The sequence below is a fragment of the Agromyces sp. NPDC004153 genome, assembly GCF_053603635.1.
The window spans coordinates 2350952-2376912 of record NZ_JBSGFY010000001.1 but is presented as its reverse complement, the minus strand read 5'-3'; the positions used below and the strand labels follow the sequence as shown (position 1 = coordinate 2376912).

At 67.2% G+C, this 25961-nt stretch carries 15 protein-coding genes; 9 read left to right on the top strand and 6 right to left on the bottom strand.

Going from position 1 to position 25961, the window contains the following annotated elements; all coding sequences use genetic code 11:
- Positions 1 to 82 precede the first annotated feature (82 nt).
- Together ACWEOH_RS11160 and ACWEOH_RS11155 are read right to left on the bottom strand one after the other, a co-directional pair.
- Complete coding sequence (locus ACWEOH_RS11160; RefSeq protein WP_452030917.1) at positions 83 to 3910, bottom strand: rhamnogalacturonan lyase family protein; 3828 nt, start codon at positions 3908 to 3910, stop codon at positions 83 to 85.
- Between the two features lie 154 nt (positions 3911 to 4064).
- Positions 4065 to 4574, bottom strand: a complete 510-nt coding sequence (locus ACWEOH_RS11155; RefSeq protein WP_452030915.1) for a MarR family winged helix-turn-helix transcriptional regulator — start codon at positions 4572 to 4574, stop codon at positions 4065 to 4067.
- Between the two features lie 100 nt (positions 4575 to 4674).
- On the opposite strand from ACWEOH_RS11155, the gene ACWEOH_RS11150 reads away from it, so the two are divergent.
- The 3 genes from ACWEOH_RS11150 (at position 4675) to ACWEOH_RS11140 (ending at position 6868) form a co-directional block, all read left to right on the top strand.
- Positions 4675 to 5685, top strand: coding sequence for an NADP-dependent oxidoreductase (locus ACWEOH_RS11150; RefSeq protein WP_452030913.1), 1011 nt, complete (start codon positions 4675 to 4677; stop codon positions 5683 to 5685).
- A gap of 146 nt (positions 5686 to 5831) precedes the next feature.
- Positions 5832 to 6506 carry an O-methyltransferase gene (locus tag ACWEOH_RS11145; protein WP_452030911.1) on the top strand — a complete coding sequence of 225 codons (675 nt, stop codon included), beginning with the start codon at positions 5832 to 5834 and terminating at the stop codon, positions 6504 to 6506.
- A gap of 89 nt (positions 6507 to 6595) precedes the next feature.
- Entirely contained in the window at positions 6596 to 6868 is a 273-nt protein-coding gene (locus ACWEOH_RS11140; protein ID WP_148733501.1) for a DUF1876 domain-containing protein, read from the top strand.
- A gap of 143 nt (positions 6869 to 7011) precedes the next feature.
- On the opposite strand, the gene ACWEOH_RS11135 is transcribed toward ACWEOH_RS11140, so the two are convergent.
- From ACWEOH_RS11135 to ACWEOH_RS11125, 3 genes are all read right to left on the bottom strand, one after another.
- Positions 7012 to 8601, bottom strand: a complete 1590-nt coding sequence (locus tag ACWEOH_RS11135) for a DUF222 domain-containing protein (protein ID WP_452030908.1) — start codon at positions 8599 to 8601, stop codon at positions 7012 to 7014.
- 73 nt (positions 8602 to 8674) lie between these two features.
- On the bottom strand, positions 8675 to 10156 hold the full coding sequence (locus ACWEOH_RS11130; protein WP_452030906.1) for a DUF3482 domain-containing protein: 1482 nt from the start codon (positions 10154 to 10156) through the stop codon (positions 8675 to 8677).
- A gap of 116 nt (positions 10157 to 10272) precedes the next feature.
- Positions 10273 to 11763 (bottom strand): DUF2868 domain-containing protein, encoded by a 1491-nt coding sequence (locus ACWEOH_RS11125; protein ID WP_452030904.1) that lies wholly within the window; start codon positions 11761 to 11763, stop codon positions 10273 to 10275.
- Between the two features lie 201 nt (positions 11764 to 11964).
- Between ACWEOH_RS11125 and ACWEOH_RS11120 the strand changes: the two genes are divergently transcribed.
- The 6 genes from ACWEOH_RS11120 to ACWEOH_RS11095 all read left to right on the top strand — a co-directional run bounded on the left by ACWEOH_RS11120 (position 11965) and on the right by ACWEOH_RS11095 (position 24386).
- The gene (locus ACWEOH_RS11120; protein WP_452030902.1) at positions 11965 to 12954 is read left to right on the top strand and encodes a NaeI family type II restriction endonuclease; all 990 of its coding nucleotides are present in this window, start codon (positions 11965 to 11967) and stop codon (positions 12952 to 12954) included.
- Between the two features lie 49 nt (positions 12955 to 13003).
- Positions 13004 to 13501, top strand: a complete 498-nt coding sequence (locus tag ACWEOH_RS11115) for a very short patch repair endonuclease (RefSeq protein ID WP_452030901.1) — start codon at positions 13004 to 13006, stop codon at positions 13499 to 13501.
- Positions 13501 to 14757, top strand: coding sequence for a DNA cytosine methyltransferase (locus tag ACWEOH_RS11110; protein WP_452030899.1), 1257 nt, complete (start codon positions 13501 to 13503; stop codon positions 14755 to 14757). Before ACWEOH_RS11115 ends, ACWEOH_RS11110 begins: the two co-directional genes overlap by 1 nt.
- A 260-nt stretch (positions 14758 to 15017) precedes the next feature.
- Positions 15018 to 17060, top strand: coding sequence for a hypothetical protein (locus ACWEOH_RS11105; RefSeq protein WP_452030897.1), 2043 nt, complete (start codon positions 15018 to 15020; stop codon positions 17058 to 17060).
- 943 nt (positions 17061 to 18003) lie between these two features.
- Positions 18004 to 23433: a DEAD/DEAH box helicase gene (locus ACWEOH_RS11100; RefSeq protein WP_452030895.1), complete on the top strand. Its 5430-nt coding sequence runs from the start codon at positions 18004 to 18006 to the stop codon at positions 23431 to 23433.
- Positions 23430 to 24386, top strand: a complete 957-nt coding sequence (locus ACWEOH_RS11095; protein WP_452030894.1) for a PD-(D/E)XK nuclease family protein — start codon at positions 23430 to 23432, stop codon at positions 24384 to 24386. The genes ACWEOH_RS11100 and ACWEOH_RS11095 overlap by 4 nt, the downstream gene beginning before the upstream one ends.
- Positions 24387 to 24583: 197 nt before the next feature.
- On the opposite strand, the gene ACWEOH_RS11090 is transcribed toward ACWEOH_RS11095, so the two are convergent.
- Positions 24584 to 25930 (bottom strand): hypothetical protein, encoded by a 1347-nt coding sequence (locus ACWEOH_RS11090; protein WP_452030892.1) that lies wholly within the window; start codon positions 25928 to 25930, stop codon positions 24584 to 24586.
- Positions 25931 to 25961: the final 31 nt, after the last annotated feature.

Below are 25961 nucleotides of genomic sequence, written 5' to 3'. Positions count from 1 at the left end.
GCCCGGTACGGAGACGCACGATGGGCCGAGCGCACCAGCGCCCGGCCCCTCGCCGCGACCGCAGTCGCGATGCAGCGAGCCGCTACTTCACCGTCACCTTCAGCGGCTTCGACGCGGTCTCGCCGTTCGCGTTCGCGAACACCGCGACGAGCGTGTGCTCACCGGATGCCACGCCGCTGAGCGGCACCGACGCCGACTGCGCGCCCGGCGAGGCCGCCGTCAGCGATCCCGACCCGACCACGACGCCGTCGAGCTCGAACCGGTACGACGTCGCGTTCGTGCCCCACCACAGGTTCGCGGTGGCGGTGAACGAGGACGCGCCCTTCTTCTGGTCGGTGCTCACGGAAGGCATGCCCGGAGCGGCATCCGTCACCGTGACCGTCGTCGAGGTGGTGGCCGTCGCACCGTGCGCGTTCATGAGCTCGCCCGTGTAGACGTAGGTGCCGTTGGGCTTCCCCTCGAACGACACCCCCGAGGTCTGCGCCATTCCGGCGGTGTCGCCCAGCACTCGAGTCGACACGAGCGCGCCGTTCTCGTAGAGCCGGAAGATCGTGCCCGGCGTGCCCCACCAGAGGTTCATCACGACGTCGAAGTTCCCGTCGTGCAGGCCGTACTCCCAGCCGCTCGTGTTCGAGAGCGTGCCGCGACCGGGTGCGGTCGTGGCATCCGACGACGGCACGACCAGCAGCTGCGACGAGGCTGTCGACGTGAGCCCCGTGTGGTTCGTCGCCGTCACCTCGACCGTCACGTCACCGGCGATGCCGAGTCCGGCGAGGTCCACCGCGGCATCCGCGTCGACCGCGACACCACCGATCGTCACCGACTGCGAACGGATGCCGCTCTCGGCATCTTCGATCGCGATGCCGAGCTGCAGCGGGGCATCCGACACCACCGTGCCCGACGGCAGGCCCGAGATCACCGGTGCCGTCTCGTCGAGGCCCGGCGCGCCCACGTAGGCGATGGAGGCCGCGGGCGGCTCCGCCATGTCGGCGCCGATGAAGTACGACGGGTTCGGCGGCTGGTTGTACGCCGAGTTCTGCCCGGCGACGCCGACACGGTACTGCGAGTCGTGCATCAGGGTCGGGATGCGCGCGTCCGTGGCATCCGTCGTCGTGTAGATGCGGATCGCGTCGCCGCCGGCGGTGCGCACCGCGAGCTCCTCGCGCCAGTCGCCGAACAAGTCGGCCTGGATCACGGGGTTGCCCTTGGTGGTGTTGTTCGTCAGCGTGCCGTCGAGGCGCAGCAGCAGCTCCTGCGATGCCGTCGCCGGGTCCCACTTCGAGATCGTCGGCACGCCCGAGGCGTTCGCCTCGGAGTAGTCGTGGTCGGTGATCTCGCGGGTGAGGTCGCCGTCCCACCACGTGACGAAGTTCGCCGCCGGGATGTCGGTCGAGAGCACGTCGCCGGATGCCGCGTTGAGCGTGCCGACGCGCGAGTTCCACGCGTAGTCGCCGCCGATGTTCCACGCCTCCGCGCCCGGGTGAGCCGGGTCGATGTCGGCCGCGGTGCCGCGTCCGGTATCGCGGTTGCCCGCGTTCGACCAGAGGATCTCGCCGGTCTCGGCGTCGCGCATCGACGCGATCTTTCCGCCGTTGCCGCTCGGCGTCTCGTGCACCGCGTAGACCTCGAGGCCCGCGCGGTCGGTGACGAAGTCGCCCACGTGCAGCGCGTCGCCGTGCAGGAGACGCGTGTTGTAGAGCGGCGTGCCGTCGTCGTCGATCGTCATCGAGCCGAACACGATCTCGTCGAGGCCGTCGCGGTCGACGTCGGCGGGCACGAACTGGTGGTTGCCCTGGCCCTCGTAGGTCGAGCCGGCCTGGTTCGAGTCGAATGTCCAGCGCTCGACGAGCTGCCCGTCGACGAGGTCCCACGCCACGATCACGGTGCGCGTGTAGTACCCGCGGCTCGTGATGAGCGACGGGTGCTCGCCGTCGAGGTACGCGACGCCGGCGAGGAAGCGATCGACGCGGTTGCCGTAGGAGTCGCCCCAGGAGCCGACGTTGCCGCGACCCGGCTTGTAGTCGACCGTGTCGATCGCCGCGCCCGTCGTGCCGTCGAAGACCGTGAGGTACTCGGGCCCGCTCAGGATGTAGCCGCTCGAGTTGCGGTAGTCGGCGCTCGGGTTGCCGATCACGGTGCCGACGCCGTCGACCGTGCCGTCGGCCGTCTTGAACGCGACCTCCGAGCGTCCGTCGCCGTCGAAGTCGAAGACCTCGAGCTGCGTGTAGTGCGCGCCGGCGCGGATGTTCACGCCGAGGTCGATGCGCCACAGGCTCGTGCCGTCGAACTCGACCGCCTCGGCGTAGACCGTGCCGGTGTAGCCCGACTGCGAGTTGTCCTTCGAGATCGACGGGTTCCAGAGGAACACGAGCTCGTACTCGCCGTCACCGTCGACGTCGCCGACCGTGCCGTCGCCCGGCCAGTAGGTGACGGTCTGGCCGTCGGGCAGGGTCGACGGGGCCGGCTTGTCCAACGGGATGTCGAGGTACTGCTCGTCCCACACGGTCACGTCATCGGCGACGGTGATCTCGCGGGCCGCGTCGTCCTCGCCCTGCAGCGCGGTGATCAGGTACGTCGACTCGGTCGTGCCCTCGGCGTCGACGAGGTTCGTGGCCCCCGTGATCGGCTCGTCGTTGACGAGCTCGCCGTCACGGTACACGTTGAACCCGAGGTCTCGCGCGTCGAGGCCGAGCAGGCGCCAGCCGAGGTAGACCCCGTCGTCGGTCTGCACGGCGACGGGCGCGCGGTCGAGGTACTCGGCCTGCCGCACGAGCGTGGTCGCGACCGCGGTCGCATACGTCTCGGATGCCGCGGACGCCCCGCCCGCGTTCAACGCCACGAGCTGGTACAGGTACGGCCGCGTCGTCAGCACGTCGGTGTCGGTGAACGTCGGCTCGGTCGTGGTGCCGACCTGCTCGAACGGGATGTCCTCGCGCGTCGTGCGGAACACCTTCCACTGCAGCGCGTCGCCCGCGTCGGTCCAGCTCAGGGTGACGCTGTTGCGGTCGATCGAGGCGGTCGCGATGCCCGTCGGCGTCACGGGCTTCGCGACGTCGGGGTCGACGACGGATGCCGCGACGCGCTCGCCCGGCTTCGAGACGCGTGCGTCCTTCACGGTCGCCACGGCGTAGTCGTAGGTCTCGCCGAGGGCCACGCCCGTGTCGGTGAAGCTCGTCGTCGCGGCATCCGCCACCCGGCCGATCTCGGCGAGCTCGCCGCCTGGCGCAGAGCGGAAGATCGCGTAGCCCGTGGCCTCCGCCACCGGCTGCCAGCCGAGCGTGATGGTCTCGTTCACCGCGTCGATGTCGGTGGCCTGCAGGCCCGCTGGTGCGGGCAGCGGGGTCTGCACCCGGATGCCGTTGACGCGCCCGTCGCCGCCCGTGACCCGGATGTTGAGCTGCCCGTCGGCGACCGCGACGGCCGGGAAGTACGCCTCGTGGATGACGCCCGTGCTCGTGCGCGGACCCGCGTAGGCCGTGCCCTCGACATCGAAGTTCGTGCCGTTGCCCGCGATGAGGTCGCCGGCCCACGTGGTGACCTCGTACGTGCCGTTCGGCACGTCGACCGCGAACGCCTGGTTGTTCGCGATGGTGAAGTCGCGGCGCAGCAGGTCGTCGCCGCCGCGGTCGCGGAAGCCGTTGCTTGCTGGCGCCGTCGTGAACCCGTAGCCCTGCGTCGCGTTGTAGGTGGTGCCCGGGTGCACGCCGATGAAGCCGGCGGCGACCGGCGTGCTCGGACCGCCGAAGTCGAAGCTGTAGTCGACGGATGCCTCGGCCGTCGTCGCCCCGTCTCCTGCGGGCTCTTCGGCGGCAGCCGGGGATGCGGTGAGGGCGGCGCCCGCAACGAGTGCGGCGCCGGCGAGCGCGGCGATGATCGGCCGCGCGCGGCCATGTCGGACGACTGGACCCACTGGATCTCCTTCGATCGATGCGTGGTGCTCGGTGGGTGCAGCGTCCGTGCTCGCCGCGGTGATCGGATCGAGACAGGTTGGGAAAGCGCTTTCTCGATGAATCGTCTCAATCCTGACTCACGACATGACATGCGTCAAGCGACGCGCGTCGTGGTTACGCCTCGGCGCTTCGGGTCGGAGCCCGGCGAGCCGAGCGAGGCGGTCGCGAACGCAGGTGCCGGGCGACCTGTCGGAGCAGGCGCGTGAGCTCGTCGCGGTCGGCGCCGTCGAGCGCATCGACGATGACCTCGCGCACCTCGTCGGCGTGGCCGGGGAGGACGCGCGCGAGCACCGCGGCACCCTTCGGGGTGAGCGTCACGTTCACACCACGCTCATCGTGCTCCGAGGGCACGCGAGCGACGAGCCCCGTCCGTTCGAGTCGATCGACCTGGTACGTCAGGCCGCTCCTGCTGTGCACCAGCCGGTCGGCGAGCTCGGTCATGCTGCGTGGTGATGACGGGTCCTCGCCGAGGATCGCGAGGATCTGGAACTGCACGAAGCTGAGCCCGCCGTCGCGCCGCAGCTGGCCCTCCACGCCGTGCTGCACGAGGGCGCTCACCTCGAGCAGCGCGAAGTACACGCCGAACTCCCTGGGCAGGCTCGGCGGAACGATGGGGTCCGACATGCCCGAAGCCTATCCACTCATTTGGTTCGAATTGGAAATAGCTGACGAGTGGCGCGCGTTGTCGAGTGGGACAGATAGTTCGAATTCGAAGGAGTTATCCATGACCATCTCAGACACGACTCGCGGCATGAACGCGACCACGGCCGGGTCCACCACCATGCGCGCGGTCCAGTTCACCCGCTATGGCCGGCCGGAGGTGCTCGAGACCGTCGAACTCCCCCGACCCGAGGCGGGGCCCGGCGAGGCGCTCGTCAGAGTCGCGGGCACGACGTTCAACCCGGTCGACGCAACCATGCGCGCCGGCTACCTGACGGAGGTGTTCCCTGTCGACCTGCCGCACGTGCCGGGTATCGATGTCAGCGGCACGGTGGTCGCCGTCGGTGAAGGGGTCCCGGCAGACCTGATCGGCCGCAACGTCTTCGCGTTCCTGCCGATGACTGGGCCCGGCGCCTCCGCCGAGTACGCGATCGTGCCCGCCGAGCTGCTCGCCCCTGCGCCGACGTCCATCCCGCTTCCGGATGCCGCGGCGCTCTCCTCGAGCGGCCTCACCGCCTGGCAGGCGATCGTCGAGCGGGCTGACGTCCGCGCCGGTCAGCGTGTGCTCGTGAACGGTGCGGGCGGCGGGGTCGGCGGATTCGCCGTGCAGCTCGCCGCCGCGACCGGCGCGACCGTGATCGCCACGGCGAGCGCGCGAAGCCGAGATGCGGTCGCGACGCACGGCGCAGCCGAGGTCATCGACTACACGACCGCGTCGGTGGCCGACGTCGTGACCGAGCCGTTCGACGTCGTGGTGAACCTCGTGCGCACGTCACCCGAGGAGACCGAGTCGCTCGTGGCGCTCGTGAAGCCCGGCGGCGTCTTCGTCTCCACGACCACGCCGGGCGTGGCACCGGCAGGCACCGATGTCCGCACCGTGAGCCTCTTCGTCCGCAGCGATGCGGCTCAGCTGGCACGCCTGGCGCAGCTGGTCGACGCCGGAGACCTGCGCGTCGATGTGAGCGCGCGCTATCCGCTCGAGGAACTCGCCACGGTGCACCGACTCGGCGAGGCCGGCGAGCTCCGCGGCAAGGTGGTGCTCACGCCGGCGCGCGACGGCGGTGACCGGTCGTAGGCCGAGGTGATCGGACCAGGTGCGGCCCGCCGTGGGCTGCACCTGGTCATCGCCGTCCCAGGTCGCAGCCGGTGTCACATCTGCACCTTGCCGGCCCTGCGGGAGGTCGGTTGACGGACCGTCGTCACCACGAGGAGGCTGGCCGCATGGCTGACTCCACTCCGCAGAACTGGCGTCGCGTCGACGACTATCTCGCCGCGACCCTGCTCGACGACGATCCGGCCCTGACCGCAGCCCGCGCGGACTCGGATGCGGCGGGCCTTCCCGCCATCGAGGTGACCCCGGTCGCCGGGAAGCTGCTCAACCTGCTCGCGCGCATGACCGGAGCGCGCCGCGTGCTCGAGATCGGGACGCTCGGCGGCTACTCGACGATCTGGCTGGCTCGCGGCATCCCGAGCGACGGTCGTGTGGTGACGCTCGAGCTGCTACAGAAGCACGCCGACGTCGCGCGGGCCAATCTCGAGCGGGCGGACGTGTCGGCGCGTGTCGAGATCGTCGTCGGGCGGGCGTCCGACACGTTGCCGCGCCTCGCCGAGCGCAGCGACGAGCCGTTCGACCTGGTGTTCATCGACGCCGACAAGGAGTCGAACACGATCTACCTCGACTGGGCGATCCGGCTGGGGCATCCGGGCACCGTCATCGTCGTCGACAACATCGGCCGCGCGGGCGACGTCGCCGACCCGGGCAGCAAGGACTCGATGGTGGTCGGCACGCAGCGCGGGCTCGAGTTGCTTGGCAGCGACCCGCGGGTGGATGCCACGGCGCTGCAGACCGTGGGCGCGAAGGGGTGGGACGGGCTCGCGATCGCGGTCGTCGTGTAGGGCGTCGACGCCGAATCTTGACCCTCGCCGCGCGTGCGACACGTGGGTACGCTGAGCGTGGAACCAGACCGGGGAGGGTGGTGAGTTCCATGTCTGCGACGAAGCACTGGGACATCACCGTCGACATCGACGAATTCGACGAGGACACCACGCTGGCGCACGTCAGCGTCCGCACGCCCGCAGGTCAGGAGGTGACCGGCGTGGGGCAGGCGCAGCGCAATCCGCTCGATCCGAGCGTGCACGAGATCGGCGACGAGCTCGCGGTGTCGCGCGCGCTGCGCAACCTCTCGGAGCGCCTGCTGCACACGACGGAGAAGGACATCGCCGGCGTCACCGGCGAGTCGGCGCACCTGCATCGGTAGCGCAGGGCGGCGCGATCGTCGAGCAGCCTCTGCGGTCCGGCGTCTCGGTCGCGGCGGCGCGGCGCGGCGCATGCACGCGACGGCGGTCGCGCGTGCGTGCGGTCAGTGCGAACCGCTCGCGCCCAATGCCGAGGGCGCGCTGATCACGCGGTCGCAGAGCCCGCGAGCGCTGGCGCGGAAGCGTACCCACCCGCGTTGCGGGCTCGCCGCCGAACCGCGAGATGCCCGCGGGCGAGGTGATCGGGAGCCGTGTTACCCGGCCGCGGGCGCCGGACGGGATCGAGGTGTGGCGGAGGGATGAACCAGCTACGCCCCTCGCGGATGAGGATCTTCCAGCCGTCGCCGTGCACCCGGTGATGGTGGTGGGCGCAGAGCATGATGCCGTTCTCGAGGTCGGTCGGTCCGTGATCTCGGGTCCACCACTCGATGTGGTGGGCCTGGGTATGCGACGGGGGCCGCTGGCATCCGGGCCACGCGCAGCCACCATCGCGCGCGATGAGCACCGCCCGTTGCGCGGAGTTGAACAACCGGAGCGAGCGCCCGAGCTGCACCTTCTCGCATCCGTCGGCCATGAGCAACGGCGAGATGCCCGCCGACATGGCCAGTTCACGGGCGGTCTGGATGGACACCGGCTGGTCGACGCCGTCGATCGTCGCGTGCCCCCGGCCGGTCACGATGGCTTCGGCGTCGACGCGCGCGATGACGGTGGCCGACCGCAGTGCGGGCGGCGCCTCAGGGCTCGAGAGCGAGAGCCGCGCGATGTCGGCGAGCGCATCGGCGTTCATCTGGGCGATCGACCGATCTTCGGCGAACAGCGGATCGGATGCCGCCGCGCCGGCCGTCGGGTTGGATGCTCCGGAGCCGGTCGTCGAGTCGGAGGTGGGCGAGCTGCCTACCTCCGAACTCGCGCCCGCGGTCGCGGCAACGCCGGACTCACCGTGGCGGGCACCGAACCCATGACGCGCATCGCGCGCAGCGTGCAGCTCGGCACCCACGAGCGTCTCGATCGCCAGCTTGATCGGTGCGCCGGTCGCGGGATCGAACGCTCCGCGGAGGTTGATCATGCCCGCGGCATCCTGCCAGATCTTCAGCGACCGCGCCGAGCGCAACTCGTCTTCGCGCGGTTTCACTCCGTCAGGGTCGAGGTAGGCCTCGAGCTGCCTGATGAGCCGCTGCGTGCCCTCGACGCCGATGCTCGGCGCGCGTTCGACGAGCAGGGTCTCGGCCTCGCGCAGGTCGTCACGGTCTGCGCGAGGAGCCACATGGTCGAGGAAGCGACGGATCACGTCGGCGACCTCGAGGCTCACCGACCCCGCCTCGAAGGCGGCGGCGAGGTGCGGATGTCGCGCGGGCAGCACCTCGCCCGTGAACGTCGCCCGGTGCGCCGTGGCCTCGCCGATGGACACCAGCCGCGCGGCATCCGTGTAGCGACCGCCCGTGGCCTCGACGATGAGACGCTCGGCCGACGCGAACCCGTGCTGCTTCGCCACGTCGGTCTCGTCGCCCGTGCGCGACCGCGCCGCGAGCTCGGCCGCGCAGCGCGCCTGCAGCACCTGGACGCGACGCTGCACGCGGGCGAGCGCCTCGGTGACACGCACCAATCCAGCATCGCCCATAAGTCGCACATCGGACTCGGTGTCGGCGGATGCCCCGAGCAGCGCGCCCGACCACACGCCCGCCAGATCGGCCTGCAGCGCCTCCAGCGACTGGAGCGCGGCGGGCGATTCGGACATGCTTCATTCTCCCATCGGAGGCGGGACGATGGGGAGAACTGTTCGAACTGTGGAGAATTACCCGAAGCCGAGATTAGTAAGTTTGTCCACCCAGAGGCGGCGGCTCGAGCGCCCCCGGATACAGCTCGTCGAGCAGCCCGAGCGCCAGGTCCTCGAGCACCTCCTCGAGCTCTCGCTGCAGCGCCTCCTCGCCCTCGCCGCGACGTGACCAGATCAGCGCGAGCCGGTCCCCCTCCGCGACGACCGCGTCGACGACCATCGGACGCCAGTACGGCGGGTACTCGCCCTGCCGCCAGGCGCCGCGGCCGCGTCCGTAGTGCGCGACGGCGAGGTACCGCAGGAGCGCCGACGTCACGAGCCCGTCGAGGAACGCCTCTTCCCAGCGCAGGCTCGACTCGCTGCGTCCGCGCACGACGTTGACGCCACGAGCAACGCCGGCGCCGCCGAGCGCACCGAGGATCGCGCCCGCGACCATGCCCGCCCCGAACGTGAGTCCGCCGGCGAGCAGGTCGGCACCGAGCCCCGTCAACGCCCCCGAGACGACCCCGCCCACCGCGGCGGTGCGAGTCGCGTCGAGCGGCGCATCCATGCGGATGTCGCCCGCCACCCGTTCGAGCACCTCGTCGGCGGCGCGTCCCTCGAGCCCGTGGATCGCGATGAGCCGCTCCATGCTCCGCCGCAGGTCCGCCTCGAGTCGAGCGGACAGCTGCTCCGCGGCATCCGCTCGGGCCTGCGTGCGCGCCGGACTCGGCAGGCCGAGCGACCCGCCGACTTTCTTCGTGAGCGTCGGCTCGGTCGGCAACGTCTCCCGATCGACCGCAGCCCGCGCGATCGGCCCGGCGAGCGCCGCCATGGCCGAGGCGAACGCCGACATGCGCAGCTCGCGCCACGCCTCCGACAAACGAGCGAACGCCGGCCGCGAGGCATCCGGCACCAGCGGTTCGATCGCCCGGAACAGCGTGAACTCCTGCACCCAGCAGCGGGCGAACGCGTCGAACGCGAGCACCTCGCGCACATGCCCCGAGGAGGCGAGCGCGGCGCGCCAGCGCGCGGCATCCGCTGCTTCAAGAGAGCGCTCGCGCGGCGGACCGGTCTGGTTCAGCAGCACGAGCACGGGCTTGCCGATCCACTCGAGCACCTCGAGTTCGGGCGCGAGGTAGCCTGCGTCGGCGGGCGCCTCGGCCGCGTTCACGAGGTAGAGCACCACGTCGGCCTGCTCGGCGACGTTGCGCACCGCGAGCTGGCTGAGCCACAGCGCGCGGTCCTGGTAGCGGTCCCACACCTGCGACAGGAACCAGCCGATGGGGTTCCGGTCCTGCCGCAGCCGCCGCGCGAGCCGCACGCTGTCGCCGAAGCCCGGGGTGTCCCAGAGCGTGAGCAGGTCGCCGTCCCGCGTCTGCACGAGCGGGTACGGCGTCGCCTCGGCGGTGACGTGCGGGGCGTCGCGCACCTCGCCGACGTCGCGTCCGAGCAGCGTGCGCGCGAGCGTCGTCTTGCCCGCGTTCGTGTGCGAGATGAGCGACAGCGACACGGCCCCGGCGTCGAGCCCGGGCACCTCCGGCGGTCGAGTAGCGCCCGGCGAAGCCGGACGCGTATCGAGACCCCTCCCCTCGTCTCGATACGCGTCGCCTGCAGCGGCGCTACTCGACGAACGGGAGGATCCGCCCCCGCTCATCCCCGTCGCCTCGCGTCGCGCGCTTCGCTGCCTTCATGACCGGATGCCGCATCCCCCAGCTCCGCCTCCGCCGCCGCCAGGTCGGGCTCACCGAGATCCACGAACACCGCAACACCCCCGTGCGCCTCGACCAACTCCCGCCATGCCGCCCGCCGCTCCTCCCGACGCTGCGCATCCCGACCCCACCGCGCGAGAAACCCCGACTCATCCACGAGCACAGCGCCGCCACCGGATGCCCCGCCCCGCCCACTCCCCGACCCGAGCTCCGTCAGGAACGCCCCATGCGCATCCTCCTCCGGCGTCGCCGTGAGCCCGAACAACGCGACCCGAACCTCGGAACCGCCGCCCGCGGCATCCGTCGACGGACTCAGCCACTCGTCATCGCCCCACCCGACCGGCTCGTCGATCGTCGCGACCGCATTGCCGTACGCCCGCGCGAGGATCGCCTCGAGCCCCGCCCGCGCCTCGGGTGTGAGGGTGTAGCTGTACGGGATGACGCGCACGCGCGTCGCCTCGCCGACCCAACCGGCGACGAGCCGGCGGTAGTACGGCTCGTCGAGCGGCAGCTGCACCCGCTTCGCGCGGCGCCGCTCGACCAGCCCGGCGACGAGCGCGAGCACGAGCCGCGGCACGATGACGACGACGGCGACCGTGCCGGCCATGAGGTGCATCCACATCGCGGCGTTCTCGCTCGCGGGCGCGCGGATCGCCTCGATCGCGGCGACGTCGGGCACCGGGATGCCGGTGATCCACGAGCCCGGCGCGAGCGTCACGCTCAGCAGCGCGTGCACCTGCTCGGCGCCGAGGAACGTGCTCTCCCACGACGCGCGGTACTCGAACGCGAGCCCGCGCAGGTAGAGGCCGGCGATCACGCCGAGCGCGGTCGCCGCGGCGGCGAGGTGCAGCACGCGAGCAGCGCGCCCTCCGTAGAGCGGCGCGGCGACGCGCGCCCACTCGCGCGGAAGGGCGGCGAGCACGGTGCGCCGGGCGGCGGTCGCGGCATCCGCCGGCTCGCTTCGCAGCGGCGCCCTCACCGACGCGACCCGGATGAGCAGCGACCGCAACGGACCGGCCGCGCCGCGCCCGAGCACCAGCGGCCGCACGAGCAGCCAGACGTACACGACCAGGTTCCACGCGACGAGCGCGAACACGGGCGGCGCGAGCAGGTTGATGCTCGACCCGCCGCCGATGCGGTCGATGACCACGCCGAACACGAAGGCTCCGATCACGGTCACGACGCCCACCCACGGCCGCCAACGGATGCCGCGCACCGTCCGCGTCACGGCCGGCTGGCGTGTCCCGATCCGCTCGAGCACGAGCTGCGCCCGCCGCCCCAGGAACTCCTCGGCGCTCGCGCGCTCCCCCACGATCGTCGCGGCGGCTCGGCTCGCCCACTCCCGGTCGGCATCCGACCACGGCACGCGCTCGCGGTCAGCCGTCTCGACGGCGCGCGCCGCGGTCGTGTCGAGGGCGGCCGACTCGTCCATATTGTCCGCAGTCTATGCCGGGGTCCACTAGTCCGATCGTTGCGCCAGTTGCGCGAATCGAGAAACCTCCCCTCGACCGCGGCTGAACATGGATGCCGCTGGCATCCATGCAGTCGCCGGTGGAACCCAGATCGAATTCGACGAGAAGACCACGCTGGCGCATGTGAACGCGCACTCCCGCAGGCCAGGAAAATGACCGGTATGGGCGGCGCCGTCGAGAACAAGCCCCGCGAAACACTACAGTCGACGGTTGTGACCCTATTGTTCGGCGACGAAACCGAAGCCGATGCAGAACGCGACGAAGTCGTCCGCGCGCTCATGGAGATGGACCCGTCCGGCGAGCGATGGGGGGCCGTGGTTCGTCATACCTACGACACCATCTACAACGGAGCCGAGACCGGTAGGTATCGATGGGACCAGCTGGCGAAGACGGAGAAGACCCATTTCGGGACCATCTTCGAGATCAACGCCCAGCGCGCATTCAGGTTCGCGGACGGCCAAAAGCTTGATTTCGAAATTGCTGGCATCGAAGTTGACGCCAAATGGAGCCAGGACGATGGGAAGTGGATGCTTCCACCGGAGGTGATCGGACACCTTGCGTTGGTCGCGACTGGTAGTGACGCTTCTGCACGGTTCTCGCTGGGGGTCGTGCGCGCAAAGCGCGAGTACCTGTCGAGTGGAGAAGGCAATCGTGACAAGAAGTTGACTCTCAGCAGGTTCGGCCGAACGCAGGTCCAGTGGGTTTGGCGGAATGCGCCGTTTCCCGCAAGCGTCCTTCTGCAGATTCCCCCAGTCGAGGTAGACCGGATCTTTGGTCAGCGCTCTGGCGCGGCGCGCGTTGACCAGTTGTTCCGTGTCGCGGAGGGGCGCGCTGTTCATCGATCGACGGTACGGACCGTTGCAATGCAGCTCGATGACCAGAAGCGAGTCCGGGCCAACGGAGGCTCACGCACGTCCTTGGCGCCCGAGGGATTCCTTGTGCTGAGTGGGAAGTACCACGCTCATTTGGTCGCAGCTCTCGGCTTCCCGGAACTGACTGCGCTGCAATACCTATCTGTGCGCGTGGTGCCATCGGAGGATCCCACCCATGGTGTGATGATCGCCGGGCGACGATGGCGGCGATGGCGTCCAGGCGACCTCGTGACAACGTCTGCTCCTACGCTGCCGGATCGCGGGGTTCGCGAAAAGTGAGAACCTCGGCGCGACACATCCGAGCTACAGGAACAGTGACAATTGACTTGTGAGCGCTGCTGAACCGAACGACCGGCGTCGGAACATGCAGGCAAATCGCCGCCGAGACACCGCCCCAGAGCGGGCGCTGCGTTCGCTGCTGTTCGCAGAAGGGTTCCGCTACCGCTGCGACTTTCGGGTAGACCTCGAAGGAGTACGCGCGCGTCCGGACATCGCCTTCCCCAGGGCCAAGGTGGCGATTTTTGTAGATGGATGCTTCTGGCACGGATGCCCAGAGCACTTCACTGAGCCACGACGGAACACGGATTACTGGCGGCCAAAGCTCGAACGAAACCGCGCAAGGGATCGAGCTCAGACCGTTGCCCTTGAGACAGCTGGCTGGCGAGTGATCCGGGTCTGGGAGCATGTTGCCCCCCAGACAGCACTGGGCATCGTCTCAGACGTCTTAGCTCTTGCCTATCGTGAACGCACGGCGAGTGTCGGTGGGGGGCACCATGCTCGGCAAGCGAGAGACTTGACTTACGCACGAGCAAGGAGAGCGAACTGATGGACGGTGCCGGGCGTTCGGTTGTTGAAATCTGCGCTGGCGCTGGGGGTCAGGCGCTCGGGCTGCACAAGGCTGGGTTCCGGTCCGTTCTGGCCGTGGAACTAGACGAGACCGCGGCTGCAACTCTCAGGCATAACACTGGGTCGCGTGTTGCGGTGGGAGATGTAGCAGACGCAAGAGTATGGCGCCCAGCCGAGTTCGAGCACGTCGACCTCTTTGCAGGCGGCGTCCCCTGCCCGCCGTTCTCAATAGCCGGAAAGCAACTGGGCTCGTCCGATGAACGTGACCTCTTTGCCTGGGCGATCGAGCAAGTCGCGGTTATCCGGCCGCGCGCGGTGCTCCTCGAGAATGTCAGGGGCCTCGCCTCTGCCAGGTTCTCGGGCTACCGGCAACGGGTGCTTGACCGGTTGGCCCAGCTTGGCTACTCAGCGGAATGGCGCTTGCTCCACGCATCGGACTTCGGTGTCGCGCAACTGCGCCCGAGGTTTGTTCTTGTCGCGATGCGCCCCGAAGATGCCGCGTACTTCAGGTGGCCAGAGCCGCAGAAGACGCGGACTACAGTGGGTGAACTTCTTCGCGACCTCATGGGCGCAAACGGGTGGCTCCATGCAGATGAGTGGGCACGGCTGGCATCGGGCATCGGCCCTACTATCGTCGGGGGAAGCAAGAAGCATGGCGGCGCAGATCTCGGTCCCACACGTGCTAAGCGAGCGTGGGAAGCACTGGGCGTCGATGGAAAGGGCATCGCTGACGCTGCTCCGGGTCCCGATTCACCGTCTCCCGCCGTTGTACTTCCCCGCCTGACGAATGAGATGGTGGCACGCCTTCAAGGGTGGTCGGCCGAGGATGACTGGATCTTTATGGGGAGAAAGACCGCCCAGTACCGTCAGATCGGCAACGCATTCCCGCCCCCCGTGGCAGAGGCTGTTGGCCGCGCAATCATGGATGCCCTAAACCACGTCGGCAACCCTCACGAGCGCCACGAACTCACCGCGGACGTGCACGACCCGGTCTACCGAGCGTTGGCTGCAACCGATGAGTTTGTAAGCGCGGACGCTCTCGTAGCGGCCCTCAATGCGAACAGTCTGGCGAGCGTCGAAACGCGACTCGCTCGGCTATCGCAGGACTTTGAGCTCGAAGTGGACGTTACTTCACGCGGCACTCGATATCGTCTCGGACAATTCAAGGGTTTTACGGGTCAGGCCGACCATGGCAGACACGAGTACTTCGAAAACCACCAGAATCGCGTGAGTTAGTCCTGGCGGCCGGAAGCATGGAGACGTGCTGCCCAGTTCGACAAGCCGTACTCGGATCACGTTGGGGCGGGGCGCTCGACGCTACAGTTCGACTGAGTTTGGCGCCCCCCTTCAGGCGAGCCCTTAGTACGAGGGCCGAATCGTGCTCCTCTGAACCGGCAGGACTCACTAGGCTCCGTTCCACAAATTGGGACGTCGATAATCCAATGAGGGGTCTATTGAGGATCTTGGTGACTATTTGACAGGGGGATTGGTAGCCAATGATGGATGAGCGCTACTGGTGGTGGCAGAAGGCGCTCTCAGACTCGTTCTTGGTCCCACAGGTCGGCCCGCTAGTGCTCTTTGTCGACGATGATGAGCTCCGGAAGATCGCGCCCGGGCTCAACGACCCGGCCGCCGACTTGGCACGCGCCGTGCGCGATGCGAGCTCGCCGGCCCGGGGCGCTTACTTCAGCCGAGTGGAGGGAGCGTGCCAGGAATGGAAGCGCGGAGACCGCGCTCTGCCGCCGCCTGTGCTCCCGGTGCTTGCCCTTACGGTGCTGGCGGCTACTCGGATGCACTCGGACGGGCAGGCCCTTTCGACGAACTACTATCGGCGCCTCGCCGAATCGATCGAGCCGGAAGCCGCCGGCCCCCAGTTGGCAGAGTTGCGCGACGAGGTTGCTGGGTCGGCATTCCTCGATGTGGTCACGATGTGGTGCGCGCTGGACGAATGGGTCGCCGAGCAGGAGGGTCGAATCGGAGTCTCGACAATTCGCACGCACGAACGACTGAGGCGCATCGGGTATCCGCAATCGCAGGCGCTGCTCACCCGCAGCGACCGAGCCGTGCTAACTCGGTTCTTTGCAGCGCTTAACATTGGCGAATCCGGTCTCCCGGACGAACATGTGATGCTCCGTGCCCTGGAGGTCTGGACGACGGCAAATCAGAACCGGCTCGGTGAAACTTTCATGGCTGCGCTGAAGAACGCCGAAACGAAGGGTCTGATCGCCCTCGTGGTGCTGGCGTGCGCCGCGGCGTGGGACGGTCAGATCATCACAAGAGACGGCCGCAGCCGAATCGCCATCCGACTGGGAATCGACCTCGAGGAATGGACAACGGAGTGGTTGTTCCCCGTCCAGGACAGAGCACCAGCGCCCATCGTGCTCGACGGACTCACGTCCGTGGACGCACGAGTGTCTCTCTCCCTCCGCCCGCCATCCCGCTATTACCTGGCCGAGCACGCGCCGACCGTCAGCGGTGAGCTCATCCGCCAAGGCTTCCGCTTGCGGGGGCCCGAGTTCGCCGCGGAGTTTCCGAAGGCGGAGGTTCTCATCTTCGCCCGCGACCCGCAGACCGGCGCGTGGTCGTCGACCGCTGGAATCACCCCGTATGAGACGCACATTATCGCCGCTACGACGGCCGAGTCACCCGCGGTATCTCGCGTCCTCGACCACGCCGCCGATGTCGGCTGGGCGCCGCGGAGGCAGGGACGAAATCCCCTGCTTCCTAGCTTCACCATTTATGAGAATGTCCGATTCAGTAATGACACGGCGCTGCAGAGCGCGCTTAAGGCCGAACCCCAGTTGCGAGCACTCGGTGTCGCTCCCACCCTGATTCCGCGGGCTCGGTTCGTCCGGGGCCTCCCTGTCGATCGCGAGCTCGCCCCAAATCACTATCTACTCGGCGGCGAGCCTGACATCCTGCTGCCAACCGAAGAGGAGCCCCGCCCCGTAATTCTGTCACTCAACGGCAAGGAGGAACTCGTCATGGCCGGCGGGTTTCCCTTCCCCATACGACGCTTCCCTCGTCCCGAAGGAGAGACCGAGGTTATCGCGGATGGCCAGAAGTTGCGTTTCACCCTCCACGCCGAGTCTGTCGCCGAAGCAGCACCGAAGGGCACAGCCGCTCTGGGCTGGTCTGCTGACGGCACCATCGCCCTAGTGACCGAAAATACGCACATCCTCGGGGCCGTCGTCGATGGGCCGGAGGACACTCCGCCGGTGATGTGCCGACGTGGCAGAGAAGAGACCTGGCTTCTGCTCGAAGGCGGAGAGGTTCAGCGTTGTATTGAGCCAGGCCCGCCGCTCTTCATGCACGGAGCCGGGTTCTCATTCGAGCCTGCATATTTTGAGGTTCCGGCTAGCCAGTCCGCGCGATGGATCGCGCAGCTCAGCGGATCTACCTGGATCCTCAGGCGGTTGACTCCCGAGATGCCGAGTGAGATCAGGGCATCGTTTGACGTCCTAGAAACGTGGGCGCGGACGTACGATTCTTCCGGCCAAACTTTGTGGGCACTTCAGCTTGGACTTGGCCGTGGATGAGACGGTCGGCGACCTCCTATTTCGATGGATGAGTGAGGTCGGATCAGGAACAGTCGCCGACCTTCGCAGTCGAATCGATTGGATCTGCAGGACGGTTAACCTCGAACCGCCCTCTTATGCGAGCGGACGATGGCTCCGGGACGTTTCATCTCTCGGTCACTGCGAAGTGGATTGGGACGCGGGATTATGGTCGGTAGCACCGCCGACTCTCGTCCGCCTTCCAGCCGCTGACGGACTGGCGGTCATCGCGGGGGCCAGGCGACCTCGCACGATGCGTTCGTTGGAGGAGTTCTGGGGCTCGCTCGCAATGGCACGACGGGTTCCGCCCGCGGGGGAGGTGCCGTTGCCCATTACCTACTATTTAACGTTCCGGAGCGAAGCTGAGCTGGTCGAGGCCACCGCTGCAGGCGGTTTGGTGTTCGCCGGCACGGCGGCGGAGCGGATGGCCCGCACGATGTCCGTGTGCAGGCCTCACGTCCGCACTGGGCCACCCGCGTATGGGTCGGCGGTCAGCCGGCTGGAAGCGATGCATCCCCGAGACTGGCGGCCTACAAGCGCTACGCAGGCGAACCCTCCCGATGGCCTCTATCGCGAGCAGGTGCATGGAAGATGGCGGCACATCACACGCTCGGACGGCGAGTGGTTCGCGTGCGACCTCTCTACCGGCATCTTCGCCGAGCTTGCTCGCCGTAAAGAGTCAGCGGTGCGGTGGCGACCAGACCCAGCACGCAGGGCGGCCGACGTGGGCACTGTGTTCGTCGACTGGGGAGCGCCCCTGCCAGCTGTCCACTCTCGCGCACTCGTCCTGTGTACGGGTCTACCGCCAAAATATGGGTCCACCGCGACGACCGCCATCTTCGAAAACGTGCCTCGCACAGTCGCGGCCCGCGTAGGTATGTCCCTCGGTCAATCCCTTGTCATCGACTGAAAGGTCTGTCCTCTAATGAACGCTCCTGCTCCGCGTCACCTCGACGCAGTCAAGACCTTTGAGCACCTGCGAGAGGCGTACTTCAATTACTACAACACCCCATTCGGACTATCCGACGCGAGCCTGCAGGCGGAACGACAGGCGCTCCTGGACCGAGATGGCGGCGTCTTCCGAGAGCCCCTGCTTGAGCTGCGCCCTGAGTACGAGGGCACCGGCCGGTCTCTGGCCGAGTCGGTGCAGACAGTGGGTGCGGCGCCGGAGCTGGCCGAGTTCGCCTCACGTGGCCTCCTGAAAGGCGTTGGAGCGCTTCACGGTCACCAGGAAGCAGCGCTTGCCGCAGGAGTAACCCCGGGCCGGAATATGGTCATCACCGCGGGTACGGGCTCAGGAAAGACTGAGTCGTTCATGCTCCCCTTGCTCTCGTCGCTGCTCGAAGAGTCGAGAGGCTGGAAAGGTCCCTCGACTCGCGGACAAAACTGGTGGCAGTCAGGCAGCCCTCGTTTCGTCTCCCAACGTCAGTCTGATGCAGGCCGCTCCGCCGTCCGGGCCATCGTTCTGTACCCGATGAACGCCCTGGTGGACGACCAGCTCATCCGGCTACGACGTGCGCTCGATGGCGACGAGGTACGTGAGTGGCTCGACGAGCATCGGGATGGGCACCGCTTTTACTTCGGCAGGTACACGGGCGCCACGCCTGTAACTGGGTCGCGTACTAACGGGCTGAGGGTACGAGAGCTCGCAAGCTATCTTCGCGCCACCGAAGCCCGCGGTGAACGAGCCAGAGAACTCGCGGAGCAGTTCTCAGATGAGGACCTTCGATACTTCGTGCCGCGCCTGGACGGCGCGGAAATGCGCTCGCGCTGGGACATGGTCGACGCGCCGCCCGACATTCTCATCACCAATTACTCGATGCTCAACGTCATGCTCCTGCGGGACCGCGACACACACTTCTTCGACTCGACTCGCGAATGGCTCAAGGATCCCGCGAACCGTTTCACGCTTGTCGTCGATGAACTTCACACGTATCGCGGCACGGCCGGTAGCGAGGTCGCGTATTTGCTAAGGCACCTCAAACGTCGCCTCGGGCTCGATGAGCACCCCGAGCAATTCCGCGTTTTGGCCGCATCCGCTTCGCTAGACCCAAAACGCGACCACCATTACCTGCACCAGTTCTTCGATGTCGAACCAGACACCTTCGCCTTCGTCGAAGGCACGAACAAGGTGCCCGCGTCGACGGACCCGGTGTCAACCCAAGATCCCGCCGCCCTGGCCGCGATGCCCGCCGACGAAGCGGCTAGCACAGCACGTGATGCGGGAGTGGTCGAATCGCTGCGGACCGCGCTACACGACAGAAGGGGCGCGGCCAAGAAGCTGGGGGACCTCGCCTCGGCCATCTTCCCTGCGGCGGATTCATCCGTTGCTCGCGACGCAGTTGCCCGCGTGCTGGAGGGCCTCGCCGCTGCGCCCGACGAAAGCGACCCGAAGCTCCGTGCCCACCTCTTCTTCCGCAATGTGGCAGGAATGTGGGCATGCTCGGATCCCGCGTGCTCAGCGGTCACGGACCCATCGCCCGACCGCGCCATCGGGAAACTTTACGCAGAGCCTGCGACGCGATGTGAGTGCGGGGCGAGAGTGCTTGAACTCTTGTACTGCCAGAACTGCGGCGACGTGTTCCTTGGCGGTTTCGCGCCAGAGGGCGAACCGCAGGAGCAATCCGTCCGGACCATGCTCCTAGCTGACGTTCCCGAGCTCGCGAAGCTTCCTGACCAAGTCAGCCTTCAGCGCACCGCGGACAACTACATCGTTTACTGGCCGCGGCCAGTGCAGACGCTGGACGCGCTCGACGCCACGGAATGGACGCGGGATGGCCAGGCTGTTCAATATTCGTTTCGCCCGAGCAAGCTGAATCCCGGGTCGGGCGAGGTCAAGAACACAGCGAACGGCTATACCGGCTGGAGCTTCCACGCGAAGGTCGCGCGGAACGGCTCAGGTGAGCTAAGGCGGGAAATGGCGACGGTCAGTCCGTTCCCGACTCAGTGTCCTGCTTGCGGCGATGATTGGGAGCAGCAGTACGCGGGAAGCCAGCGTCTCAAACCGACTGACCCTCGCACGCAGCGCTCGCCCATCCGGGCCATGCGCACTGGTTTCGAGAAGATTAACCAGGTCCTGACGACCGAACTCGCGAATGATCTCAGCGAACGAGAGCGAAAACTCATCGTCTTTACGGACAGTCGGCAAGACGCGGCAAAGCTCTCGGCGGGGCTCGGCCTGCGTCACTACCAGGACCTGCTTCGTCAGCTCATGTACCTCCGCCTGAAGAACGCAGGTGACCCTGCGACTGATGTGGCGCTTGCTCGAGAGTATCTGGTTGACGGCAAGAAGACTGACGACAGGTGGGAGGCTATCGCTCGCCTTCGTGCGCGGGATGCCGTCACCTTCACCGCTCTAAGGGACATCTGGGATAACGCGCCCGGCATCGACCCGTCGAGTGAGCCGACGCTCGTTGCCGACTTGTCGAAGGGGCTGACGCTCAGCGAGTTGTCATCGCTTGTGTCGCTTGACTTGCTTCAGCTCGGTATGAATCCGGGCGGTCCTCACGCAAGCCTTCGCGAGCGTGGCAATGAGACATGGTCGTCGCTGTACAACTGGAGCGCCAACCCGGTTAGTCCTCGCGGAGGCCTTTCTCTCAGTGCGCAGTCGCTCATCGAGGACATCAGCGCTTCCCTCGAGAGCGAAATCCTCGAAGGTCTGTATGCCGGCGGCGGCCGTGATTTCGAGACGACGGGTCTTGGCTGGCTGACTCTGGCCGACGACGCCGCGCCGCCGCATGCGCCGGGTGACAACCGCACCGCGGAGGCGCGAGCGACCCTGCGAATTCTGGCTGACCAGCGACGATTCACGAAGATTCGTACTGCGCGCCCTGACCCCACCTCCCGCTTGCGGAAGTTCTGGAAAAAGGTCGCTGACAATACTCAGGGTGACCCGGATTCGATACGGCAGGAGGCGATGAACCGTGCGGGCTCCGCGGTCATCGACTACCTGATTGACCCGTCGAAAGTCTCGATTCGGCTTAGCGACGGGCGGGCTTGGACATGCGGCACGTGCCGTCGTCAACACCTCACGACGGGCAACGGCTATTGCACCAAGTGCGCGCGGAAACTGCCTTCGGAGCCCAACGCGGTGGTCAACGACACCGACTACTACGCCTGGAAGGCCATGAGCGATGATGGACTCTTCAGGCTCAACACTGCCGAGCTGACCGGTCAGACCGACCGAGTCGACGCTCAGGACCGGCAGGCTCGATTCCAGGGTGTGTTCCTCGCAGGAGACGAGAACCCCAAGACTGACGCGGTCGACCTTCTATCGGTCACGACCACCATGGAGGCGGGCGTCGACATCGGCTCCTTGTCGGCTGTGGTGCTCGGAAACATGCCACCAACGAGGTTCAACTATCAGCAACGTGTCGGACGCGCCGGTCGTCGCGATTCGCCCGTAGCCATCGCACTGACCATCTGCCGTGGCCGCAGCCATGACGAGTACTATTTCGAGCGACCGGACCGCATCACGAATGAGCCCACACCCAAGCCATACTTGACGCTGAACCGCTCCGAGTTGTTCGACCGCTCGCTCCGCAGCGAGATTCTGCGACTTGGATCCGCCGAGTATCTGTCTGCCGACGATGGCGACGACATCTCGGGGAATGTGCACGGGGAGTTCGGGAAGACTGGCGACTGGGACGTGACCATCCGGCCGCGACTCCAACAGTGGATTGCCGAGAATGAAGGGACAGTGGTTTCCATAGCCAGCGCCTTGGCTTCGGGCACTTCCTTCCAGAGCAATGCAGTGGAGCGTGCAAAAGTCGTGCTTGGGAACCTGGTTGAGGAGGTTTCGGCGGCAGTTGCAACGACCAGGCATGATGACCTTAGCCAGCTACTTGCGGAAGCCGGATTGCTGCCCATGTTCGGATTTCCGACATCGGTTCGGTACCTCTACTTGGGTCGCCCGTCGAGGTCGAATCCGTGGCCGCCGAAGGGTGTCATCGACCGCGACCTGAGTATGGCCGTCAGCGCATTCGCTCCGCTTAGCGAGGTAGTCCGAGACGGCAAGGTTTACCCGGTTGTCGGCATCACGGAGTTCAAGCCGTCCGGCGCAGGAACACCGCAGCCCGTGCCCAACCCGCTTGGGAATGCAACTGCGTTGTATATCTGCCGCACCTGCTCTTATCTGGGTGACGAACGCGCCGGGGATGGGTCCGACACATGTCCGCGATGCGGGGCCGGACCCCTCTCCTTCAATGAGGTCCCGCTCCGGGAGCCCCTTGGATTCCGAAGTGGTCGACCCACCGACTTCGACGGCAACTTCTCGTGGTCGCCACGCGCGATGGCTGCGCGAGCCATGGCTGACTCAAAGAATCTTGCCGAGTCCGTCGCGGGCCGAGCGCAGGTGCTCGCGGGTCCCGCCAAGAGGTACGTCATCAATGACAACGGCGGGCGCCTGTTCCCACTTCGCCCAGCTACTCCCGGCGGCCTCGATTGGGGCGGATACGTCTCGGTGCAGGCAATCGAACAGGACCTACTCAATTCGTCGTATGCGTCAGGAGATGTCGAGAATGTCGCTCTCGGAGCTGTCCAACACACTGACTTCCTCTTCATCGGCGCAATGGCGCCGACAGACCGCGAGCGAGGAATCCGGCTTAACCTGGTGTCGGGCATCTATCAGCCCAGCACCGCGCCCGACGTGACGGAGGGACGTCGAGCCGGCTGGTACTCGCTCGCATTCCTGCTTCGCACGGTGGCGGCAACCAAACTAGACATCCTTCCTCTCGAACTCAACGCAGGAATCTATTCGGGCATGACCGCCGGAGGCGAGCCTACGGTTCAAGCGTTCCTGGCAGACACGCTAGAGAACGGCGCTGGGTTTAGCACTCATCTCGGGTCCGCGGGATTCTTGCCCGAGTTTCTCGAAGCAGTCGAAAAGTATCTCGGAGAGCTGGAGGACGACGACCATCCCGAGACGTGCAACTCGTCGTGCTATCGCTGTCTTCGTGACTACGGAAATATGGCTTACCACGCCCTGCTCGACTGGCGGCTCGCACGCGACCTTTTCGGTCTGCTACGCAACGGCGAGCTGCGCATCGATCGCGCAGAAGAGTCGGTTGCACTCGGGCGATGGGCAGCGTCCTTTGGGGCGACGGTCCTCGAAACCACGGGCGCGTCGGCCGCGATGATGGACAATCCGCAATACGGAAGATTTGCAGTGGTCCTGCGGCATCCTTTCGAGGCGTCCGACGCGGAGGTGATGTCCGAGCGGCTCGCGGATGCAGCAGCGGACATCGAGGCAGCACAGGATTGCGAAGGAGTAGTGTTTGTCGACTGGTTCACGATTGACCGCGACCCGCGTCGCGTGTTGAAGCTCATCGCCGATGCCGCACAGGCGGCGCAATGACAAGCGCGACCCAGTGGCTGTCGGCGACGTCTGCAACGCGTCTGCTGAGTTGCCCGGCGTCCGCAGCGTTCGTTGCGGCGCCTCAGTCGATCCCACCATCCGCACCTGACAATGCCGGGACACTTGCGCACCTAGCGATGGGCGCATGGCTCGAAAGCGGTGCTTGGCTGGACGAGGATGCGGGCAGCGCGCTGCAGGTGGCCTGGGACCGCGAGGCCGCGCGATGGAATGTTGACGCGAAACGGCTGCGTGATTCGATCATGACGCGTTCGAGGCTGCGTGCCCGCGGCGCCGAGCTCGCGGGTCTCCTCAAGGCCTCTGGCACTCGTGCGCGATCGGAGGCATTCCTTCAAGACGACGTTCACGGGCTATACGGGCAGCTCGACATCGTGGTTGACGACCCGATCGGTGGCGCCGTCGTGGACCTTAAGACGGGTGCACACGGCTTTAGCGACGGTGTCCGGACGCAACTTCTTATCTACGCCCATTTGTTCGGAAAGGAATGCGGGCATCTCCCCGACGTACTCGTCGCTTTCAGCCTTCGGCACGGCGCTGTTCATGTCGAGTTCTCGCAGGCAGAAATCGATGCACTATTGGCTCGTATCGAGGAGGCCCGCGCACAGCCTGCCATGGAGGTGCCAGACGAAAGAGGATGCAAGTACTGCCGACGTCGCCTCAGGTGCGAACCCCACTGGGCAGCCGCCATGACCTGGACCGATCCTGACTGCGTTGAAGGTCAGATAAGCAAAGTGGAGGCCTCGGTCGCAGGTATGACAGCCGTCCGGATTAGTACGGCCGTTGGCGAGCAATGGGTCACTGGAATTACCTCGCTGCCGGTCCGAGCGCTGGGGTCCGGGAGCACCATTCGAGTCACCGAAGTGGCCGGACGCGGCGAGGGGACCGAACGCGAGTGGCTGGCGACACGCTCTACGCGGATTGCGATTTCCGACTGATCGCCCACTCGAACACATCGAGTGGTCGGTCAGGGCGTCGAACACATCTCTGAACGAAACTAGCAAGTCCTTGGGCGCAGTCGGAGGCGTCCTGACTGCGCGCCCGGCTCTACGGCGCAGATTCTTTATCGTTTCCGTCCACGCCGACAACCGGACGATCTGACTCTATTCCGTGTGCAGCCCGTGCGTGTGCGCCGCTAGTCGAAGATCCCGTCGAGCACACTTCCGATGACGAGGCCGCCGAGGATGCCGCCCATCATGTCGCCTCCGCCGCCGCGACGGCCGCCGCCCCAGCCAGGGCCGCCGCCCCAGGGATCCTGCGGGCGCGACGAGTCGATGTCGCGCCGTGCGAGGTGCAGGGCCTCGGCGGCGAGATACGCGACGCGCCGGGCCATCGCCATCGCCTGCTCTCTGTGGTCCTCGTCGATCACGGTGGCCGTCGCCGCCGACCGGCCGAGGAAGTGGTCGAGGTCGATCCGGATGCGCTCTGACTCGGCCAGCCGAGTGCGGGCGTCCGCACCGATCCAACCGCGGTGGCCGGCGATGACGTCGCGGGCGACGGCCAGCTGCCGGTCGGCGTCGTCGATGGCGTGGCGCACGTGTTCGAGCGGCGGGATCGGACGAGCCGCGCGCTCGCGGGCAGCCGCGATTGCGGCATCCAGCCCCGAGTTCGCTTCGCGCAACCGGTCTAGGTGCGTGAACGGGTCGGTGTTCACGCCGGCCGGCGGCAGAGAAGCGAGGGCCGACTGCAGCTCGGCGACCGCCTTCTCGACGCCAGGCGAGTGCGGCTCCTTGAGCGCGACGACGATGTCGCCGCGGGAGTCCTCGACGATCGCCGCCAGCGTGGACTCGGCCCGCAGCGCCTCGACTTCGAAGTTCTCAACCGCATCGAGCAGCGCCGCCGCTCGGCGAACCGACTCAGCGGATGCCTCGAGCGCGAGGTTCGCCTGCTCGCGCTGCCCGGCCTCACGCCGCCGCTCGGCGACGCCGGCGCTGTGCTCGGCGAATCCGAGCAGCTGCTCGGCCTCCGCGGGGTTGGACTGCACCTGGGCGAGCGCATCGGGCGCGTAGCGGGCGGCAAGGCGATCGACGGTATCGCGGGCCTGCGGGATGCGGGCGCGCAGGAGTGCGACATCCCCTCGCACGCCGGCGATGATCTCGGGGGCGCGCCGTGCGCGGGCGATCTTCTCCGCGAGGGCTGAGGTGCGCTCGTCGAGCACGTCTTCGGCCCAGTCGCACAGCTGGACGATGCGGGCGTTGCGGGTGCGCAGCTCTTCGGGCGTGTCGGGGATCTCGTCGTAGTTGAGCTGGTTCAGCCGGAAGGCCTCGCCCAGGTGCGTGCGCACTGCAGTGAGCCCTTCGCGAAGCTCTTTGGTGGCGTCGGGGCCCAGCTCGGCCTCGGCGAATGCGAGCTCGTCGGTGGTGACGCGGATGCGCTCATCGGCGGCGACCAGGGCGGTTCCGGCGCGCTTCGCCAGGTCGGCGTCCTGCGCCTGGAGTTGTTGCTCTTCTTCGCGCTTGCGCTTGCCCCAGAATCCGGCCATGCCTTCGATCCTAGGGTCGGCGCTGGGAGTG

Bases quoted from the DNA above. Each gene is read 5' to 3' on its own strand.
- ACWEOH_RS11145 (WP_452030911.1), top strand. From the start codon at position 5,832: ATGGCTGACTCCACTCCGCAGAACTGGCGTCGCGTCGACGACTATCTC.
- ACWEOH_RS11125 (WP_452030904.1), bottom strand. From the start codon at position 11,763: ATGGACGAGTCGGCCGCCCTCGACACGACCGCGGCGCGCGCCGTCGAG.
- ACWEOH_RS11150 (WP_452030913.1), top strand. From the start codon at position 4,675: ATGACCATCTCAGACACGACTCGCGGCATGAACGCGACCACGGCCGGG.
- ACWEOH_RS11155 (WP_452030915.1), bottom strand. From the start codon at position 4,574: ATGTCGGACCCCATCGTTCCGCCGAGCCTGCCCAGGGAGTTCGGCGTG.
- ACWEOH_RS11095 (WP_452030894.1), top strand. From the start codon at position 23,430: ATGACAAGCGCGACCCAGTGGCTGTCGGCGACGTCTGCAACGCGTCTG.
- ACWEOH_RS11135 (WP_452030908.1), bottom strand. From the start codon at position 8,601: ATGTCCGAATCGCCCGCCGCGCTCCAGTCGCTGGAGGCGCTGCAGGCC.
- ACWEOH_RS11090 (WP_452030892.1), bottom strand. From the start codon at position 25,930: ATGGCCGGATTCTGGGGCAAGCGCAAGCGCGAAGAAGAGCAACAACTC.
- ACWEOH_RS11140 (WP_148733501.1), top strand. From the start codon at position 6,596: ATGTCTGCGACGAAGCACTGGGACATCACCGTCGACATCGACGAATTC.
- ACWEOH_RS11100 (WP_452030895.1), top strand. From the start codon at position 18,004: ATGAACGCTCCTGCTCCGCGTCACCTCGACGCAGTCAAGACCTTTGAG.
- ACWEOH_RS11110 (WP_452030899.1), top strand. From the start codon at position 13,501: ATGGACGGTGCCGGGCGTTCGGTTGTTGAAATCTGCGCTGGCGCTGGG.
- ACWEOH_RS11120 (WP_452030902.1), top strand. From the start codon at position 11,965: ATGGGCGGCGCCGTCGAGAACAAGCCCCGCGAAACACTACAGTCGACG.
- ACWEOH_RS11105 (WP_452030897.1), top strand. From the start codon at position 15,018: ATGATGGATGAGCGCTACTGGTGGTGGCAGAAGGCGCTCTCAGACTCG.